Annotated in this window: 16 protein-coding genes; 6 read left to right on the top strand and 10 right to left on the bottom strand. The window is 39.7% G+C overall.

Features of this window, described 5'->3' with window-relative positions; all coding sequences use genetic code 11:
* Positions 1-7 precede the first annotated feature (7 nt).
* Genes N7U62_RS04385 through N7U62_RS04375 form a run of 3 tightly spaced genes read left to right on the top strand, consistent with a single transcriptional unit; the run spans position 8 to position 2,836 of the window.
* The gene (locus tag N7U62_RS04385; protein WP_264136668.1) at positions 8-781 is read left to right on the top strand and encodes a hypothetical protein; all 774 of its coding nucleotides are present in this window, start codon (positions 8-10) and stop codon (positions 779-781) included.
* Positions 771-2,075: a LysM peptidoglycan-binding domain-containing protein gene (locus tag N7U62_RS04380; protein WP_264136667.1), complete on the top strand. Its 1,305-nt coding sequence runs from the start codon at positions 771-773 to the stop codon at positions 2,073-2,075. The genes N7U62_RS04385 and N7U62_RS04380 overlap by 11 nt, the downstream gene beginning before the upstream one ends.
* Positions 2,072-2,836 (top strand): TIGR02757 family protein, encoded by a 765-nt coding sequence (locus N7U62_RS04375; RefSeq protein ID WP_264136666.1) that lies wholly within the window; start codon positions 2,072-2,074, stop codon positions 2,834-2,836. Before N7U62_RS04380 ends, N7U62_RS04375 begins: the two co-directional genes overlap by 4 nt.
* 52 nt (positions 2,837-2,888) lie before the next feature.
* Here the strand turns inward: N7U62_RS04375 and pyrE are convergent, their stop codons facing one another.
* A complete protein-coding gene (gene pyrE / locus N7U62_RS04370) occupies positions 2,889-3,539 on the bottom strand; it encodes an orotate phosphoribosyltransferase (protein ID WP_264136665.1) in 651 nt (216 codons plus the stop codon).
* Positions 3,540-3,630: 91 nt separating this feature from the next.
* Between pyrE and N7U62_RS04365 the strand changes: the two genes are divergently transcribed.
* Positions 3,631-4,311 (top strand): NUDIX hydrolase, encoded by a 681-nt coding sequence (locus N7U62_RS04365; protein ID WP_264136664.1) that lies wholly within the window; start codon positions 3,631-3,633, stop codon positions 4,309-4,311.
* 6 nt (positions 4,312-4,317) lie between these two features.
* On the opposite strand, the gene coaD is transcribed toward N7U62_RS04365, so the two are convergent.
* From coaD to N7U62_RS04345, 4 genes are read right to left on the bottom strand one after another with little or no spacing between them, the layout of a single operon-like run.
* Positions 4,318-4,779 (bottom strand): pantetheine-phosphate adenylyltransferase, encoded by a 462-nt coding sequence (gene coaD, locus N7U62_RS04360; protein WP_264136663.1) that lies wholly within the window; start codon positions 4,777-4,779, stop codon positions 4,318-4,320.
* A gap of 11 nt (positions 4,780-4,790) precedes the next feature.
* Complete coding sequence (locus tag N7U62_RS04355; protein ID WP_264136662.1) at positions 4,791-5,681, bottom strand: DUF3822 family protein; 891 nt, start codon at positions 5,679-5,681, stop codon at positions 4,791-4,793.
* Between the two features lie 5 nt (positions 5,682-5,686).
* A complete protein-coding gene (locus tag N7U62_RS04350; protein WP_264136661.1) occupies positions 5,687-6,295 on the bottom strand; it encodes a hypothetical protein in 609 nt (202 codons plus the stop codon).
* Between the two features lie 45 nt (positions 6,296-6,340).
* Positions 6,341-6,832 (bottom strand): NUDIX domain-containing protein, encoded by a 492-nt coding sequence (locus N7U62_RS04345; RefSeq protein WP_264136660.1) that lies wholly within the window; start codon positions 6,830-6,832, stop codon positions 6,341-6,343.
* Between the two features lie 146 nt (positions 6,833-6,978).
* Here N7U62_RS04345 and N7U62_RS04340 point away from each other — a divergent pair, with 146 nt between their 5' ends.
* Entirely contained in the window at positions 6,979-8,310 is a 1,332-nt protein-coding gene (locus tag N7U62_RS04340) for an ATP-dependent DNA helicase (protein ID WP_264136659.1), read from the top strand.
* A gap of 6 nt (positions 8,311-8,316) precedes the next feature.
* On the opposite strand, the gene N7U62_RS04335 is transcribed toward N7U62_RS04340, so the two are convergent.
* From N7U62_RS04335 to N7U62_RS04325, 3 genes are read right to left on the bottom strand one after another with little or no spacing between them, the layout of a single operon-like run.
* On the bottom strand, positions 8,317-9,141 hold the full coding sequence (locus tag N7U62_RS04335; RefSeq protein WP_264136658.1) for a DUF4625 domain-containing protein: 825 nt from the start codon (positions 9,139-9,141) through the stop codon (positions 8,317-8,319).
* 4 nt (positions 9,142-9,145) lie between these two features.
* A complete protein-coding gene (locus N7U62_RS04330; RefSeq protein ID WP_264136657.1) occupies positions 9,146-11,527 on the bottom strand; it encodes a TonB-dependent receptor in 2,382 nt (793 codons plus the stop codon).
* A 6-nt stretch (positions 11,528-11,533) separates the two neighbouring features.
* Entirely contained in the window at positions 11,534-11,950 is a 417-nt protein-coding gene (locus N7U62_RS04325) for a Fur family transcriptional regulator (protein ID WP_264136656.1), read from the bottom strand.
* Between the two features lie 225 nt (positions 11,951-12,175).
* Here N7U62_RS04325 and N7U62_RS04320 point away from each other — a divergent pair, with 225 nt between their 5' ends.
* Entirely contained in the window at positions 12,176-14,269 is a 2,094-nt protein-coding gene (locus tag N7U62_RS04320) for a methyl-accepting chemotaxis protein (RefSeq protein WP_264136655.1), read from the top strand.
* A 66-nt stretch (positions 14,270-14,335) separates the two neighbouring features.
* Here N7U62_RS04320 and N7U62_RS04315 read toward each other — a convergent pair whose 3' ends face one another.
* Positions 14,336-15,943, bottom strand: coding sequence for a SulP family inorganic anion transporter (locus N7U62_RS04315; RefSeq protein WP_264136654.1), 1,608 nt, complete (start codon positions 15,941-15,943; stop codon positions 14,336-14,338).
* Between the two features lie 484 nt (positions 15,944-16,427).
* Complete coding sequence (locus tag N7U62_RS04310) at positions 16,428-19,505, bottom strand: sensor histidine kinase (RefSeq protein ID WP_264136653.1); 3,078 nt, start codon at positions 19,503-19,505, stop codon at positions 16,428-16,430.
* Positions 19,506-19,642: the final 137 nt, after the last annotated feature.

Raw genomic sequence — 19,642 nt, 5'->3', positions numbered from 1 at the left:
AAATATTTTGTCTACGGATCACGCCCTTCAACATTTGGAATTAGAGGTCAATGGGCCTATCATGTATATGCTACCCTCCAATTCGGGCAACGAACTAACCATTGAGTTTATCGATGGAGAATTGCCTAGTTTTTATCTCATCGATCTGCAATCACGAGAAATCAAGAAAGAACTAAAACTTGATAAGTCATTCGAACAGGTCATTCTGAAGAGCTTCTCCTCAGAAAGGATCATAACCCAAAGGTTTTCAGATCAAAACAACCCAAATTCAGTAGAAGTACATTGTTTCGAATGGAACAACCCAAGCCCCACTTACAGCCAAATCAATACACAAATATTGGATGTAGGCTCAGACTGGCTGCAATTGCCGCACCCACATTTTCAGGGTAAAAAAGTAATCATAGATCTGAAAAACAATGAATCTATAGACAAAAAACCTATTGAGACTCAGTCTGAGTATAAAACCCAATTTCCGGTGGCTTATTCGAATCAGTCCAGCTATTTCGAATGGTTTCAGAAGCTATTTAAAAAGCACAACAAAGAAATACTCCGTTCCTGCGAATTTCTGAAACATTCAGAAAAACTGATCATATCCTATTATACCAGGGAAGATGAGACAGTTTGTAATTACCTTTCTGTTTTTGATACCAAAGGCACATTACTGGACAGCTTTTTGCTTGCCAAAGGGCTGAAAGGAATCGGTAAAGACACCTTTTTTGTTTGTCATAATCAACTCATCTTTGTCACAGGAAAACAAACGCTTAATGTCATTGAATTATAAAGTAACCTTAACCTTCTTTTTTCTTTTGATTGGACTTGTGTCTCAAGCTTCTCCAATGGACAGCCTGCGTACAGAGAAAATCAAAGGACAAAAATTCATCATACATAGAGTAGAGCCTCAAGAGACTCTGTTTTCTATTTCCAGAAAATACGGAGTTTCAGTAGACGAAATCAGAAAGTACAATCCGGAGGTGAATGACGGCCTTAAGATGTTTACCGTGCTCAAAATACCAACAGGTGAAAAGAAAGGACTCTTCAGTCGAAATAAAGAAGAAAAACCGACAGTCCCTACCCCAGATGATTTTGACAAGTATCATATCGTTCAACCAGGAGAAACGCTTTTCGCAATTTCCAGAAAATACGAGATGTCCGTAGACTCCATCCGCCAAATCAATCAATTGAGCTCCAATGAAATTGGAATTGGTGATACACTTTGGATTCAAAAAGCCCGAGTTGATCTTGCACCGACCGAAAAAACCACCCCTGATAAGCAGGAAGAAAGAACGGAAAAAAGTTTTCATATCGTGGCAAGCTCTGAAACCTTGTTCTCCATCTCAAGGAAATACAACTTAGCTCTTGATTCTCTTAGAAAATACAATAAACTCAATTCTGACAACATAGGAGTCGGTGATACGCTTTGGCTAGAAGGTTTGAATGATAAATCCATGGTGGTACAATCTGATCTGGCAGAAGAACCTACAGAAGAGTTAACTCCAGCACCATCCACATTGGACAGCAGCCAGTACCACACTGTAGCACCATCTGAAACCATGTTTTCCATTTCGAAAAAATACAACCAAGATCTGGATTCGCTAGTTGCATGGAACAATCTGGAATCATACAACCTTAGCATTGGACAAAAGCTACTTGTTGTTGCTCCAAAACCGACAAAAGCTGATTCAACTAAAAAGACGCCCCAATTGGCAGAGGTTAAAAAGAAAGAAGCAGCATTGGACACCATCTTTGTCAAAACCGATAACTCTCCCATCAAAACCACTGCCAATGTAAATCAGGAGGGTAAAATAGAAATTAAGCAAGAAGGTTTCGCGATGGAAATCGAGGATACTGATCACACTACCAAATACCTCGCGCTACATCGAGACGCGCCTCCAGGTACATTGATGAAAGTGATCAATCAAATGAATGGTAAAGAAGTGGATGTAAGAGTGGTAGGCAATCTGCCTGAGAGTGGGCTCAACAAGAATGTGATGCTTCGAATCTCACATGCTGCATTCTTAGGATTGGGCGCTCTGGATTATAAAATCCCAGTTCAGGCTTCTTATGTCGAAAAATGATTGATCAAAAACTCAAGACATTTTTAGATCAAAAAGTAGAAGAATACAATCAGCCAGGCTTCATTGCAGATGACCCGATTTGTATTCCCCACGAATACAGCAAGAAGCAAGATATTGAGATTGCGGGTTTGTTTGCAGCCACACTGGCCTGGGGCTTGCGAAAAACCATTATCAACAAATGCCACGAATTACTGGCCTTGATGGACAACTCCCCTCATGATTTTGTACTCAATCATTCGGATCAGGATCTTAAAGCCTTTGTTCATTTCAAGCACCGTACATTTAACTATACGGATACATTGTACTTCATTTCCTTTCTAAAGCATCATTATCAACAACATGATTCTCTGGAGCATGCTTTTACTCAAGGTTTAGAAGTGGATTTATCGACCATGTTAAAAAACTACCATCAATACTTTTTCAGCTTGGAATATGCCCCGGACCGAACTAAAAAACACGTATCCACACCTGCCAGAAAATCAGCCTGCAAAAGGCTCAACATGTATTTGAGATGGATGGTAAGACAGGATCATTGTGGGGTTGATTTTGGAATCTGGAAAAATATAAAACCAGAAAATCTCATTTGCCCCTTAGACGTTCACGTACAACGAACGGCACAAAAACTGTTATTGCTAAACAGAAAGCAAAGTGACTGGCAAGCCGCCACCGAGCTGACCGAGAATTTAAGAACACTAGATCCAAAAGATCCGGTCAAATACGATTTTGCCTTATTCGGATTGGGCGTGATTGAAAAATTCTAAAATAAAAAAAGCCCACATCTCTGCGGGCCTCATATATCGTTTAATAAGTATTTCAGACATTCCAATTTTCTGGATCCTTTCGCCAGGCAGCTAGAGATTCCATTGCTTCTGGTTCAATGTATTTTTCATTTTTTGCGATATCCAATAAGACATCGTATCCAGATAGAGTAAAATAATCCACCTCTGCAGCTTCCAGGTTTTTATCAGCTTGTGGGAAACAATATGAGAATATGGCAGCAAGACCTAAAACCTTCATACCAGCTTCTCTCAATGCTTCTATGGCCTTAATAGAACTTCCTCCGGTAGAGATCAAGTCTTCAATCACTACTACGTTTTTTCCTTCCTGAATTTTACCTTCGATCCTGTTGGCCGTACCGTGCGCTTTGGCCTTATCTCTCACGTAGATAAAGGGAAGATTCATGTTTTCGGCAATGATCGCTCCCTGAGGGATACCAGCTGTCGCAACACCGGCAATTACCTCTACCTCTGGGTAGCGCAATTTGATATCCTGCACGAAGGCATTCTTGATCATGGTACGCAGATCAGGATAGGACAAGGTCATACGATTGTCGCAGTAGATGGGTGAGTTCCATCCCGAGCTCCATTTGAATGGTTCCGAGGGACTTAACTTAATAGCTTTGATTTTGAGCAACTCCGATGCGATTCTTGATCGTAGTGCCACGTTAGATCCTTGATTACTCATGCTGCGAAAATAGCAAAACTTTAAGCTTTTCTGTCAATTATATTCTCTAGACTTTTCTAATATTGTACGACTAGTACATATTCCTTTTCTTATGAAAATATACATGAACGAAATCCCAGTAAGGATCAGAGACAAGAGAAAGAAACCTCTCAAGTTTTACGACCTCATTCTGGATGATTCCGAGACATTGATTCCGCTTGCCAAATTGAAAGGTCATGTATTGCTGGAAAACAAACCTGATAGTGCTATCGACAAGTTGCTCAAAATCATGACCAACAAGAAACACCAAAAAATCAAAAGTGTAGAAATAGTGGTTCAGGATAAAGAAACGGCTAGAAACTACCTTGTTTCCCATTTCAACCTAGTCGAAGCTGCTGGTGGAGTAGTAGAAAAAGGAAAGAAGATATTGTTGATTCATAGAAACGATCTCTGGGATATCCCAAAAGGGAAATTGGAAAAGAATGAAAAGACCAGAGAAGGTGCGATCCGTGAAGTAGAGGAAGAAACAGGTGCCAAGGTGGAAATCATAGAAAAGATCTGCTCGACCTGGCACACTTACCTGATGAAACAAAAATATGTGCTAAAAAAGACACATTGGTATCGAATGCATTGCCTGGATGACAGCAAAATAAAACCACAAAAGGAGGAGAATATAGATGCTGCCATTTTCATGAGTCGTTCAGAAGTAGATGTAGCGATGTTTCATTCATATAGAACGATAGAGCAAGTCATCAAAAAACATAGGAGCTTACAGGACAAGGTATTGACCTAAGGCTAATTACACCTCATAAGGTACAAAAGGGCTGATGTCTCCATCATATTTGTGCACTTCTCTGATAATTGTCGAGCTGATGTGTGCCCATTCAGGTGAGGTAATGAGAAAGACAGTCTCTAATTTATCATTCAGGTATCGATTGACCTGTGCGATGCTGTTCTCATATTCGAAATCTGTGGTATTTCTTAATCCTCTCAGCAAATAATTGGCATTATACTTTTCTGCAAGAGAAGCAGTCAATTCATTGTAGGTAATAACAGATATACTGGGATCATCAGCAAAAGTTGATTCAATCCTATCAATCATGTAATCAATTTCGAAGTATCTCTGCTTCTTGGAATTATGACCAATGGCAATGATAATCTCATCAAAGAGAGCAGAAGCTCTACGCACGATGTCCTCATGCCCCTTGGTGAAGGGATCAAAAGAACCAGGAAACATTGCTATTTTCTTATCAGCTGCCATCTCGTCGCGATTTAGTCGCAAAGGTGCATACTGAACAGATCGATATGATGATGATCAGGAATCTCATCAAACATGTAATTGAACCTTAAGAAACCAGGTTTCTTGCCCAAATTCACATTTCTAATGTATTTCCTTAACAGCGCCAAAGATTCACCTTTTTCAGAAAGACTACCCCAAAACACGACGGGCTGGGTACGCTGATCCAATTCAAATTCTTTGAAAACCAGCATAGTATATTTCAACAACTCCTTACTGGATTTGATAGAAAACTGGTTGTAGTAATAAAGCTGACTGCTTTGAGACACAAATACGTGAAGCACATTTCTGTCAAGAATGCAATACACATTCTTACCTTCAGTAGCCCCCTTTTGTCTAAGAATAGCTTCTATCAAAGAACTGCCCTGATGCATCACAGTTACATCAATAGCGGGATAGAGAGACTCCACCCAGCTCACCAGGCGTTTGTCAGCGGCGAAAGCATTGACAACATTAGACGACTTGTGCTGATAATAATATTCGCCCTCAACATTCGGGTTGACTACACAGTTCAACTTCAAGTATTCCCCAATAGAATCAGGAATAAAATGCGAAGAAGGCACCAAAGAAAATTTATGACTTTTCAGCGATAGTTTCACTGATTTCCAAAACCCTGCTTTAAGCAAATGATGGTTTTCAAATAGGTTCGCCAATGCTTTCAATCTAGCATTCACGGTCTTGATCTCCAAAAGCAGAAAATCCTCAACCAATAGGCAAGAATTATCCTTGGAGTCAGTGACACACACCTGTATATCTCTAATTCCTATTTGCAATAAAAGACAATAGTCGTGTAGTTTATCTACATCGAATCTATTGTCTTTTACTCTTGATACTAATTTGTATAACGTGGATTTTGTTGTCTCCAAAGTTTTTATTCCCAGTTACCAGCTGTTGTTACATTAGTTCTAGAACCAAATCTAAGAGGTTTCCTAGTTCTGGCTTCATTCTCTTCTTTTCTAGCAGGGTCAATAGGTGCAGGGTTTTTAACTTCAACCACATCTATTTTAACTCCACTCTTTTCAATTTCGTCAGCCCACATTTCAAACTCTGCATCCTTTCCAGGAACTTTTGAAAGTGTTTCTAAATTAAACTTAGGGTATTTTTTAGCAGAAAAAACTGAATCCTTAACTAAAACTGTTCCCAATGTATCGAATTCTACATAAACACTATCCGCACCATAATCCAAAGTGATGATATGCTCTACTCTATCTACCAAATAGAACTTACCTGTATCTATGAAAGATTTTAATTTATCCCAATCACTAGTGTAGTTACCATTCACAGACTGATAAGCGATTTGAGCTTCTCTGATCATAGACAACTTTTGTATTACCGCTTTTTCTCCTCTCTCAATACTCTCAGCCTGATCAATAGAGGTAAAAATACTCTTTCCTAGATATGCTGCTAGAAGAAGTGAGATTATAAAAAAGACAATAGATATGATTTTAGTTTTCTCCATCCTTGATTCAATTTTTTGCAAGTATAAATATTTTTAAAGTAATTCTTTTTTTAAGGTGGCGCTATTTTAGACATTATTTCTAAAATTAAAAAATCCCTGATATCTGAACAATTCGTCAAGATTTCGAAGGTTCTGAAACACAGGATGAAAGCAACCCTTTGGAAGTTTTTTTATTTCTTCTATTCCCATCAATTTGTATTGATCTATCACTTGCCCCCCTTCCATTTCAGGATCAAAACCTAATTGAAGATCACCTTCCACAGTGTCCACAGAAAAAAACAGCTCAATGGCATGTAATTCACCAGACTTGAATTCTGAAAAGAACAAAAACTCACCGACTTTTGCCTCTACTCCTATCTCCTCATTAAACTCACGTATAAGCGCCTCTTCCAGCCCTTCGCCAAACTCAACCCCACCTCCTGGTGGCAACCATAGTTCGTTGGCTTCATTGAGTCCTCGGTGCCTCAACAATAGCAGCTGGTCTTGACGTCTATACAAGCCCATGACACGGACTCTTACCCTTTGTCCAAAAATACTTTTGATTTCTTCACTTGACATGAAAGCCGATTCTTATCATTGCACTTCCCAATGGATGGGAAGTTAAAGGTTTTTCGAACAATACCACAAACAAGGATATATTGCCGCTACCCTCCGATATACTAAAAAACAAATTTGAGCATGAACCAACTGCAAGCCAGCTGGCCATGTTTGAAGAATTTGATCGCTTCATTGAAGCCAAACATGAAAAACCCACCTTTGTACTGCAAGGCTATGCTGGTACGGGTAAAACCACCATTGTCGGAGCATTGGTTAAAGTTCTACCTTTATTTAATTACCGTTTCGTTCTATTAGCTCCTACCGGTAGGGCCGCTAAGGTTATTAGTCAATATTCCAAAAGAACAGCATTTACTATCCACAAGCGAATATACAAAACCAAATCCGGCAAGGATGATCACGGCCCTGTCTTTAGCAAAACCAAAAACTACCAGAGCAACACTGTTTTCATAGTAGATGAGGCCTCCATGATCAGTTCTGAGAGTGATTATCAAGGAGGAAATCTATTGGCAGATTTGATCAGCTATGTTTTCGAAAAGGAAAACAACAAGTTGATACTGATTGGGGATATTGCACAGCTCCCTCCTGTCAAACAGGACAAAAGCTTAGCACTGGATCCTGACTATCTCAAGGAAGTTTACCGACTGAATGTATTTGGTACGCAGCTGACCGAAATCACCAGGCAAGCTGAAGGAAGTGGCATCCTGGTAAATGCCACCTCATTGAGAAATGTACTAGGCACCAAAGATCAATTGATAAAGCTTCATACCCAGAAACACCCGGATATATTTCGAATGACCGCCGAACGGCTAGAAGACGGCCTCAGATATGCCCATGACAAGTACGGGATAGAAAATACGCTTATTATCTGTAGGTCTAACAAAAATGCGGTGATGTACAATCATTATATCCGTAACAATCTACTCTATCGGGAAGAAGAACTAGAGGCAGGCGATCTACTAATGATCTCTAGAAACAACTACAATTTTGCGACAGATGAAGTACCATCTGGTTTCCTGGCTAATGGTGATTTTATTGAGGTGAGAAAGATCAAAAGGGACGAAGAAATTCACGGATTCAGATTTGCCGATTTAGAAATCCAACTCGTAGACTACCCTGATGTAAATCCATTTGAAGTCAAAGTGATTTTGGACGGTCTTCACATGTACAGTCCATCACTCAATCGCGAACAAAATTTAACCTTGTATCAAAGTGTATTGAAGGATTATCAGGATTTACCAAAAGGTAAACAGAAAGAGGCCATGAAGGAGGATCCCTATCTCAACGCACTCCAGATCAAATATGCCTATGCCCTGACCTGTCACAAATCACAAGGTGGTCAGTGGGACGCAGTATTTGTGGATCAAGGGTATTTAGGAGAAGAGTTCGATCCGCAAGATTTCATCAGGTGGTCCTACACCGCAATGACACGTGCCAAGAGCGAACTCTTCCTTGTCAATTTCGACAGTAAGTTCTTTTAAGATAGATTAGTCAAAATGAAGTTCTATTGAGAATCGCGAAAAGTTCCCATCCGTATCTTTACTCAGAATAATCAGCGACAAATGCTCATCTGTTGCCAATTGATCCAGGTAATCCTGTGACACTATAATACTCTCATTGGCCAAAAGGTCCTCTATCCGAACTGACTCAACTCCTCCTAGTTCAAAATCCTTTTCGTATACAGCCGTCTCAGCTAAGGTCCTGGCATGACTGTGATCATGATCCGCAAGTTCCAAATGTTCTACATATACAGTCACATGCTCAATGGTTCCTACTTGATCTTCGATCAAACCATAAAAACTTAATGCAGCCCCTGCAGTGGCTTCATAATGAGTCACCTCTTCACCTAATTCATTTTCAAAATGCGTGATCGCCATGGATGTATTGGTAATCCATATTTCTCTCTCTTGACTTGATCCATCCTCAAATGATGTCCCGTTACCGACCGCATCAGTGGCTTGTAATACGACGTGGTAAGGGCCAGCAGTTGCATCTTCCGCAACCAATATCTCATGATCCAGATCAAATAAAGTACCCGTCATAGACAAGCTTTGGTTAATGGAGAATGCAGCCAATTTTCGACCATGGCCATGGCCATTAAAGTTATCATGAACAGTAATATTGAGCATCCCCAAATCTTCGTCATCTGTAACCGTTCCTATCACATGAATATGCGACCCAGCTTCTACCAAATCACCTTCATGGGGTTCTACTAGTGTTATTACCGGAGCTGTAAGATCGGGAACATTATTATCTGATTCACAAGCAAATAATGCAAAAGCGCCTAAAAGTAACAATGAATTCTTCTTCATTTTATTATGTTGATTTTGAATGATTAAACAATGGTATATGAAGGGACACAGAAAAATTGCGCCCCTGTTCTGGCAAATTCAGGAGTCTATATCGACTCAAGTGATTCATATAAGTCTGGTCTAACAGATTGCTAGCCGAAAGGAACAAATTGACTTCCTGATTCCCCAGCCTAAATCCGGTTCCAAGCGTGGCTCCCAAAACGAAGTACCCTTCGGTAACTCTCTCATTTCTATCTACCCTGTTTTGATCCCAGACCCATTTGGCATTTAAACCAATTTCTAGATCCTTCATTCCCTTACTTCCAAACTCCCATTCATAATCAAGCTCTGAAAATAGGGAAGCGGGAGGAGTCAGGGGCAGTGGAAGATAGGTCTCCAAATTATAGTTGTAGATGTATTCGAAAGCAGTCTGCCAGTGCAATTGATCTATTGGATGAAACTCTAGCGTCACCTCTGATCCAGCAAAAAAGGCATCATGCTGCTTGTATTGAAAAACCTGGGTACTTTCAAAAAACGCATCCTCATCCAAACTTGTAGAAAACTGTGGGGAAGGTGATAAATAAATAAAATTGGTAAAATAAGAGGCGAATGGAGTTACCACTAAACTAAGGTTTGATTTCTGATAGCTCAGGCTCAAATCCCCTTGCCAGCCTCTTTCTGACTCAAGATCAGCATCCCCCAATTCATGTCTAAAAGTCCCATGATGAATCCCATTAATGCTCAACTCATTTGCTGAAGGCACTTTATAACTACTACCAATATTCAACTTGGCGTTGAAAGAACTGCTCGGATAATAGGAAAGACCTATAGCAGCCGAGTAATTCCCGAAATTTCTGTCTACTTCGGGATTTCTCTCATAATAGCGTATCACATTTTGATCCGCATCCACTATAGGTTGGCGAAAACTCGATATATTCCTATTGGCATAATCGATTCTCAACCCTCCTGTAAGTGTCATATGCTCCCACCAACTATGTTCTTCGTATAGATAGGCTCCAATGGCCGACGACTTATAGTCAGGTATCAGATGTTCAAATCCTTTGACTTGATTGACCTGATATTGACCCTGAATGCCTACAGTTCGACTATGATCGGCATGTTGATGCAAATAATATCGAGCATTGAGCGTGACAGTCTGCAAGTCCAAATGCAAGGCCAAATTAGGGTCGCCTGTTACCAGCTGACCATTGTGGGGTTGAGATATTTCCTTTCGGAGATTTCTTTGATAGCCCAGGTCTAATTCAAGCCAATTCCTTCCTAAAAGCAAATTGGTGTTAGAAATCACCTTGAAATGATCCGTTTCTTGCCGTGGCTGATCGATATTCCTTCTATTTCCGTCAGGATCTAATTGGTATAGTCCCTGTATCCCCACCACACCTGGAAACAATCCCACTCGCTGTTGGAAATTACTAATGGTAAGCGTAGAATGTCCCCAATCCTTTTTTACTCCAGCCATGAGGCTAAAATTCCTTTCTCGTCCAGCCGTATTTTTCAGATGTTCATCAAATATTGGGTTGATAGTGCCATTATAATTAAACTCATCCGCTGGTACACGGTAGTCTCCAAAGTCCTGCGTACTAAACCTTGCTCGGTATACAAAGGCATTCATTTTACCTTCTATGCTCGTGGATGTACCCAATAGATGGTTATTAGATTTGTACAAGAGTTGGAGGGTCCCCTTATGCCCATCAGAATTGGGTACAGCTGGCGGAAAGATATTAATCACACCTCCTAACCCGTCTGAGCCATATTGGAGTGACGAGGGACCTTTAACTACTTCTACCCTACCAGGCTCGAACATATCGATCTCCAAACCATGATCACTACCCCACTGTTGTCCTTCCTGTTTTATTCCTTTGTCATTGACAATGACACGGTTGAAGCTCATGCCACGAATAACGGGTTTTGATATTCCCACACCAGTATTGATGGTGTTGACTCCTGGCAGATTCTCTAAAGAACCTACAAAAGAGCCTTTACGATTCTTCAATAAGAAATCGGTATCCAAGATTTCCATTGAAAGGGTCTGTTCTTTAGGGCCAGTTTTATAATGATTGGATTCGATGAGCACTTCGTTCAACTCCAATGACGTAGGCTTTAACCTCACCTCTATCAATTCATCGAATTCATCCGCTCCTATGACCCGCGTAACCGCCTGATAACCCAAATAACTAAAATGTAAATGATAGTTGGCCTTTCGAATGCCATCCCAATAGAAATACCCATCAGGATTAGTCAACACCCCACGCTCCAACTCATGTATCTCAACGATTACACCAGGAATCCCCTCCTTAGTTTCTTCATCGATCACCCTGCCCTCAAGACGAGACTGAGCATGAGAAAAAATTGACAATAAGACCAGGTTAACTATTAAAATCCACTTCATGTTCTGTCAACCATTACAAGCTCTACACAAACCATTTAGAATCATGTTTGAGTCCTTTATTATATAGCCTGGGATCTCAATTCGAGGAACATGATGTGTCGGCAGACAATCTACATTGCCGCACTCATCGCATTTGAAATGAACGTGATCATGATGATGGGCTTCTGCATCACACTTGCTATCACAGACGCCATACCTAGCCACACCAGAATCATCCGGTATTTTATGAACTATACCTGCTTCAATGAAAGTATTAAGTGTTCTAAACAAGGTCACACGATCATATCCAGTCAGCTCATCCTCCAAAACCCTACTTGTCAAAGCATGTTTTTTTGATTTAAATAATTGTAAAACATCTAACCTACAATCAGTTACCCTGAGCTTGTGTTGCTTGAGAAAATTCTTTAGTTCTGAAAATTGCATATCGGTGGCAATATTAGACTTTTTGCAACACTATTGCATTAAATAAAATTGATTCTTTTACTTTCTTTTATCAGAAGTGACATCATCGTAAATTGCACGACATTAAGCAGCATTACCGGAAAGATTACAATTACAAGAAATAACATTACACGCATGTGTGATGACTGATAAAACGACGAATTAATTATGATCAGGAGGATAATGAACGCTATTAACAATTTGAGCTTGGGGGTAAAGATCAGTTTGATTCCTATCCTTTTTCTCTTGCTCTCTGTTATCAATTTTTACATCATATCTCACTACAGAAACCAGCAAGCCGCTGACACGTTAGTGGTAGATGTAGCGGGCAGACAGCGAATGTTGTCTCAAAGAATAGCTTTTTATTCTCAACTAGTGGCTATCGGAGACCCATCAGCCAAAGAAAACCTTCAGAAAGCAGCTGAACTTTGTAACAAATCCCTTAGCGCCCTAAAAAATGGAGGCCAGGCACCAGGACACCCTGAAGGCACATTACTCCCTCCTACCTCTAGTGCTTCCATGGATATCTTTTCAAAAACAGAAAATCTATGGTTACCCTATTTCAATCATGTTAATAGCGTACTCAAACAGAAGAATACAGCAGAAATCAATGAGTCCGCTCAAGCTATTGCTTCAAGTGCTACAGACATGTTGAAACAATTCAATGCTTTGGTTCAATCTTATGTCCGAGAAAATAAGGAAAAGCAAAGTTTCTTAGATGTGATCCAATATATCTTGATTGGATTGAATCTATTAATTATCGGAATTGCCATTTGGTTGACCAACAAGAAAATTACGCTTCCGATTCAAAGAATTCTAGAAATAGCCAAGGACCTTTCTTTAGGCAAATTGAATTTGACCTATGCCCGAACTGGGAATGATGAATTGACTAAAGCCATTCAAAATCTTCATGTCCTTGATCAAAACCTTCTAAGAGCTTCAGAATTTGCTAGCCATATCGAACAAGGAAACCTTGACACGTCCTTTGAGACATTGAGCGAGGAAGATCAGCTAGGACAATCCTTGCTGAATCTTCGTGCCAAACTCAAACTAACCGTGGATGAATTTGAGCAGGTGGTGAAGGAAGCTGGAGAACAAGGTAATTTGAACTTGCAAATTGAAGTGGATCAAAAGCAAGGTGCATGGAAGCATTTGAGTCAGGCCATCAATCATTTGCTATCCAATATCAGGACTCCTATTTCAGAATTAAAAGTACTTATTGAAGGTCTGGCTGCTGGTAATCTGACAGTGGAGTACCACGGAGATGCCAAAGGTGATTTGAAAGCGTTGATCGACAGTCTGAATGCAGCCATCAAAAATCTTCACGACCTTATTTCAGAAGTTCAGACAACCACCAATACTGTTGACAATCATACGACTGAGATCTTGAGTCATGGTAGTGAGATGAATATTTCTTACAGCGAAATTTCATCAGCGATTGGCGAAATGAACCAGGGTGCTCAAAATCAATTGCTAAAAATTGAAGAATCTTCTTCCACGATTGAAAATATAAAGAGATCCTTTGACCACATGGCCAATTTGTCCAAGATGATCGATGAGTCTGCTACCAAAGGATTGGAAAGCAGTTCGAAGGGTAGACAGAGTATTGACGAATTGATCAAAATCATTGACACTGCGGCACAATCTGCCAATCAGGTAAAAGACTCAATGGAAATCTTGACCAACAGGTCTCAGGAGATCGAAAGGGTCCTTGGTATCATTACTGGTATTGCTTCTCAAACAAACCTTTTGGCGCTTAATGCGGCGATAGAAGCCGCTCAGGCAGGTGAATCTGGAAGAGGATTTGCAGTAGTAGCAGAAGAAATCAGAAAGCTTGCTGAAGGAGCCAGAAAATCGGTAAACGAGATTGCAGATTTGGTAAGCGATGTACAAACAGACACCGCCTCTGCTCAGGATCTGATGCTGACCATGAATAAGAACGTAAAAACGGGGGTTAAAGCCTCCGTGGAAGTGGCCAAAGTATTCGAAACCTTGTCTGATTCGTCGAAGGAAACCTCTGTTAATTCAAAAGAGATTTTGGATACGGCACAGAATCAAACACATAACATCAATTTTATGGTGAGTAGCAATGAAAACGTAATCATCATTGCAGAAGAAAGTGCTGCTGGATCAGAACAAATCGCGAGTTCTGCTTCTCAATTGGCTTCTGGTATGGAGGTATTCATGAACAAAACTCAGGTTTGTAGAGACAAAGCCAGTGAATTGAAATCTACAGTTGGCAAATTCAAACTACATAAATATCAATCTAACATGAAGTTAGAAACTGCCGAGGTAGATTAAAAAAAACTGCCCTGAAAATCAGGGCAGTCTGCAATACCTCTTCGTAGTAGTAAATATAGAAGCTTGCTATTTTTTTCCGTTGCTCTCAGAAAAATGTGCATGAAACACTTCTTCTGATACTCCGGTCTTAAAATGATCAAACCCGACCAATTTTAAATCAATTCCTCTGTTTTTGCTATTGATTTTAAAATCTTCTATCAGCTCCATCACATCCCAATGTATTTCCTGGGTTCGCGTGGCATCAATGATTACTTCGCTATCATCGGGTAGCACATTAAAAGTCTTTATGATACTTGCCTTATTCAAGAAAGTCACATTGTCCGACAAGGCTATTGTGATAGGCTGCCCTTCCTTCACATGATCTGGATCAAAATGATATGGGGTTTTGAAGTTATTCCACAGAATAAACATAATTGCTACTACAAGCCCCATCCCGATTCCCATCAGAAGATCTGTAAATACAAGTCCTAGAATTGTAATAATGTAAGAATAAAACTGATCGTTACCTGTTTTATACATTTCCACAAACATGGATGGCTTAACTAATTTGAACCCTACCACTATCAATACTGCAGCCAAACTGGCCAATGGAATCATATTCAGAACCTGAGGAACCGCCAATGCACATATCATGAGGAAAATACCATGAAAGACAGCAGAAGCCTTTGTTTTACCTCCTGATTGGATATTGGCAGAACTCCTCACGATCACCTGAGTAACAGGCAAACCACCTATCAACCCTGAAACTGAATTCCCAATCCCCTGTGCCACCAATTCTCTATTGGTTGGTGTGATTCTTCTTTCTGGATCCAATTTATCAGCTGCCTCTACACTCAGCAAGGTTTCCAAACTGGCAACCACCGCTATGGTAAACGCGACAATATATATTTGCTTTTCACCGATCATAGACCAATTAGGCGTTGCAAACAAACCAAGGAACTCATCAAATGAAGTAGTCACTGGTATAGTTACCACATGATCACCATGTAGAGATAAGGTAGGGATAGACTCAAACACCAAATTCAAAACAATACCCACAGCTACTGCCACCAGTGGACCATTGACATATTTGGTAAAGGTCATTTTCTTCATAAAAGGCCTTTCCCACAGGATTAAAATGGCCAGTCCCAAAAAGCCAATAATTACTGCGCCTGGAGTAATATTTTCAAAGGCATAAAGTATCTCAGAAAATGTATTGTGACCATCAGGCTGAAAGAAATCCATGTCTCCTTCTGGATCAGCGTCATACCCAAAAGCATGTGGGATTTGTTTTAAGATGATGATAACTCCGATACCCGAAAGCATACCTTTGATCACCGATGAGGGTAGATAATAACCTAAAACCCCTGCTTTGGCAATCCCCAAAACTATCTGTAATACACCTGCAATCACGACTGCAAGTAGAAAATTCTCAAAACTTCCTAATTCTGTGATTGAATTAAGAACTATTACTGCCAAACCTGCGGCCGGACCACTTACCCCAAGACTAGAACCTGAAATAAGTCCAACCACAATACCCCCTACAATCCCTGCAATAATTCCAGAAAAAAGTGGCGCTCCTGAGGCAAGCGCAATCCCTAAACAAAGTGGCACTGCCACCAAAAAAACAACTATACTAGCTGGCAGGTCCCTGCTGATATTCGACAGGAATCCTGACTTATGTGAATCATTCATTAAAGTGCGTTATTAATTGCTACTTGAGCAAAATTTGAAATCAATTTCTTATAAAAATTAAGGTTAGCTCTAAGCTAATAAAAAATGATCTGGGGGTGGGTTAAGCACCGTTTGGCACCTCTCCGAAAGTTTAAAAAGATAGTGGCAAAAGGCCTTTTCGGCCATATTGAAATCTACTAGGAACACAAGTTGATAAAGAAGAGGAGACTCTACTTGTAGTTTTTCCTTCAATTCCTCATTTTTCTCTTCCGATTCCTTCTCATCCAGGTCACTATTTTCAATAGCAAAATCATGATTAGATATAAAGATTTCAGGAAGAACGGTATTGAGAAGAAACAAACATGAAAAGCATACAAGAAATATCCTGAAGCCTATAAAAAAGATGTTTGGTTTCATTTAGTCCCTAATTACGGATTGTGTATTCAAAGTAAACCGTTATTAACCAAAGTTACAATAAGTAGTTTACCTAAGTTACCATTCAATTTTAATCCTTGGCAGGCAATTCTGGAATATAAACCTCAAAAGTAGTTCCCTTTTGTAATTCTGAATGGACATCTACTGTTCCATTCAACTTGGCAATAATTTCCTTAACCATATACAACCCTAATCCTGATCCGTCATTGAGAGTTGTAGCTCTATAGAACATCTTGAATATATCACTGATATGTTTCGGGTCAATACCCAATCCATTATCCTGAATTTCAATTCTGATTCCCTCCAACAACTTTTCAACTTTGATACTTACCCATGGATTCTTCACCTTATCAGGAGCATGATGCTTAAAGGCATTGGTAATCAAATTACTCAAAACTATCTTCAGTCTTCCACGATCCGAATTGAATATTAGCCCTTCAGGAATATCTATATTATGACTAATTATTTTATAGTTTTCCGTAAAACTAATCCCGTGTAGAATGCTATCAATTAACTCCCTCAAGTCTATTTCCTGGCTAATCACACCCAGGCGAGCATTTCTCGAATAATCTATTATATCCTTTATGAAATCATCCAAACGCATCACGCTGGACTCAATGTGATTGAAATACATATTTAAATCACCAGACTTATCCGAACGTGCTATATGCACCAATCCCAAAATAGAGGACAACGGAGAACGCATTTCGTGCGAAGCACTATAAACAAAGCGATCCAACTCTTCATTTACTTTTTTCAGCTCTTTGTTTTGACGATTGATAAATGAAAGCCTCCATTCATATATCGCCCATATAAGCAAGAACACGAAAATGGCTACAAGAAGCAAAAACCATATAGTTTCATAAAAATATGGCTTGACAATAAACTGAAGAGAGGCTGGTTCTGAACTCCAATGTTCTCCATCATGACTTGCCATAACCTGAAAGGTGTATTCTCCTGGCCTTAAATTGGTGTATTCAATCTCACCAAGAGTGGTAGGCTCACTCCATTGACTATCAAACCCTTTCAACATGTACTTATATACATTCCTTTCCGGAGACAAAAAGCTCAATGCAGCAAACTGAAAAGCCAATCTTTTCACCTCAGGATTTACTTCTAGCTCTTCCTGAGTTATGATAGCCAATTCCGTTTCCTGATCAGCAATCATATGTCTAATAATCACATTAGGAACATAAACTTCATCGCTCATTTTTCTAGGATCCAGCACACACACGCCCGCTAAAGTAGGAATCATAATTCGACCATCTTTCATTTTAGTTGCTCGAGTGGCACCTGTACATTCTTCATTGTACATGCCGTCATTTTCGTCCAAAACCTGATACCCAAGCTCTGAAATCTCTCCTCTTTTGTAGGCCTCAAATTCTTTTGTACTAATACGCAGGACCCCTTTGTTTGACGTCACCCAAATACTACCAAAGTCATCTTTTATGATATCAAAAAAGGTTCTACTAATTGGATCATATTTTAATTGAACTAGATCAAGGTTCTTACCATCGAAATACACAATACCAATCGTGGACGCCAGTAATGCCGTTCCATCCTCATTCAAATCAATATTGAAAAACAAGACACCAGAATCGTCCTCCTTGAGATGGTAAATCTTCATATCACCATCTGGACTCAAAACTGTCAACCCACCACTATGAGTACCCAAATAAAGATTGCCTGCTGCAGACTCCTCAATGGATAAAATAAAATTTGATTCTAGTCCATTGTCGCGATTATATATCTGCTTGATCTCACCATCTCTGAATTTGACCAATCCACCAGACCTGCTCCCAAACCAATAGTTTCCAAACTGGTCTTTATGAACTACTCTAAAATTATTGGCAGGCATACCTTCATTGATATCATATACGCTCTCTTCTCCATCCTGGTAGTGAATCATGCCACCATAAGTGGCAAACCACAAACTACTGTCTGAATCAAATAGTATATCTCTAACCCCATTGTCATACAAATTGGATTTGAGCTCAAGTCTTTGGCAAACGGAATCACATATATCGATATAAGGTTGATCAGTCGTCACAAACCTCCTACCATCTTGAGACTCATAGACTACAAATATTCTATCCCCAGAGATTGTGGGCTTCAATATGGTACTAACTAAACTTTCCTTGAATCTCATGAGCCCAGATCTATTGGAAGAGACCCAAATGTTCCCTTCATTATCAGAAGTAATCTTAGAAATTCGCACCAAATCGACCCCTCTTTTGGAGGCAAGTTTACTCAGTTTTCTACTGTCTTCATGAAACTTGAATACACCTAACTCAGAACCTAACCAAACTGCTCCTTCATTATCAAGAAACAGTGTATTGACATAGATGTCTTTGAGCTCAGGATAGCTCAGAACATTATTGGCTGCATCAATTACCTGATACCCCCCATTGTTTCCGACATGTATTCTTCCATACGCGTCTACTCCTAGTGCATTGATTGTATTGCTGTGTAGTCCGTCTTTTACTCCAAAATGCAACGTATCAGTTGCACTGATAGAATATACTCCCTGCCCCTCTGTACCTATCCATATCGCTCCATTCTTGCCCTTGCAGATAGATTTAATGGTCAGCTTCCCTAATTCTTCTTCAAGAATACTTTGACTATTATTTCCACTTATTTTGATCAAGCCCAGATTATCAGTACCGGTGTAAATATTATCATTCTCATCTACCAGGATGCATCTAATAGATTTTGGCTCAGGTCCCTGGGAGATGTTGAGTTTATCAAACTGTCCATTCTTAAATTTAATAATACCATTTCCCTGTGAGCCAAGTAGCACTGTACTGTCAGACAATTCAGATACACTGTGGAAACCATCATTGTCGAGAAAAGGAAAATGATTTTTATCGTATACCTCGATTCTTTCCGTATCATAGATCATGACACCATTAAAGGAGGTCAACCAGATAAGTCCTCTGGAGTCCTGATAAACTGAAGTAATGTTATTAGAAGTGAGACCGTCTTTAGCTGTCCATTGATAGATACTATAGTCGGTTAAGTCTCCTATTGCTTGAACATCATCGCTATAGGCCATTGTAAAACAACCCAGCATCGCAATTAAGCCAAGTAAACCCTTCCTGATAAAACTATTCAGACAGCACACACCTTTCAAAACCAATCTTTCCATCCTCTATTGGGTGATCTCGAATAAATATTTAACTAATAGCTGATTAAAAGAGGGACTATGAAATTGCTGCATTCTTTGATACCTCAAATGAAAGTTAACCAAATATTATTCAATAGATGACAATATTTAGAAACAAA

Origin of the sequence: Reichenbachiella ulvae, assembly GCF_025833875.1 — a bacterium.
Lineage (GTDB): Bacteria > Bacteroidota > Bacteroidia > Cytophagales > Cyclobacteriaceae > Reichenbachiella > Reichenbachiella ulvae.
The sequence above is the reverse complement of the archived record's forward strand: the minus strand, read 5'-3'. Positions and strand labels throughout refer to the sequence as shown.

Excerpts from the sequence above, each read along its gene's own strand:
- N7U62_RS04375 (WP_264136666.1), top strand. The coding sequence starts at position 2,072 with ATGATTGATCAAAAACTCAAGACATTTTTAGATCAAAAAGTAGAAGAA.
- pyrE (WP_264136665.1), bottom strand. The coding sequence starts at position 3,539 with ATGAGTAATCAAGGATCTAACGTGGCACTACGATCAAGAATCGCATCG.
- N7U62_RS04365 (WP_264136664.1), top strand. The coding sequence starts at position 3,631 with ATGAAAATATACATGAACGAAATCCCAGTAAGGATCAGAGACAAGAGA.
- coaD (WP_264136663.1), bottom strand. The coding sequence starts at position 4,779 with ATGGCAGCTGATAAGAAAATAGCAATGTTTCCTGGTTCTTTTGATCCC.
- N7U62_RS04345 (WP_264136660.1), bottom strand. The coding sequence starts at position 6,832 with ATGTCAAGTGAAGAAATCAAAAGTATTTTTGGACAAAGGGTAAGAGTC.
- N7U62_RS04340 (WP_264136659.1), top strand. The coding sequence starts at position 6,979 with ATGTTTGAAGAATTTGATCGCTTCATTGAAGCCAAACATGAAAAACCC.
- N7U62_RS04335 (WP_264136658.1), bottom strand. The coding sequence starts at position 9,141 with ATGAAGAAGAATTCATTGTTACTTTTAGGCGCTTTTGCATTATTTGCT.
- N7U62_RS04330 (WP_264136657.1), bottom strand. The coding sequence starts at position 11,527 with ATGAAGTGGATTTTAATAGTTAACCTGGTCTTATTGTCAATTTTTTCT.
- N7U62_RS04325 (WP_264136656.1), bottom strand. The coding sequence starts at position 11,950 with ATGCAATTTTCAGAACTAAAGAATTTTCTCAAGCAACACAAGCTCAGG.
- N7U62_RS04315 (WP_264136654.1), bottom strand. The coding sequence starts at position 15,943 with ATGAATGATTCACATAAGTCAGGATTCCTGTCGAATATCAGCAGGGAC.
- N7U62_RS04310 (WP_264136653.1), bottom strand. The coding sequence starts at position 19,505 with ATGGAAAGATTGGTTTTGAAAGGTGTGTGCTGTCTGAATAGTTTTATC.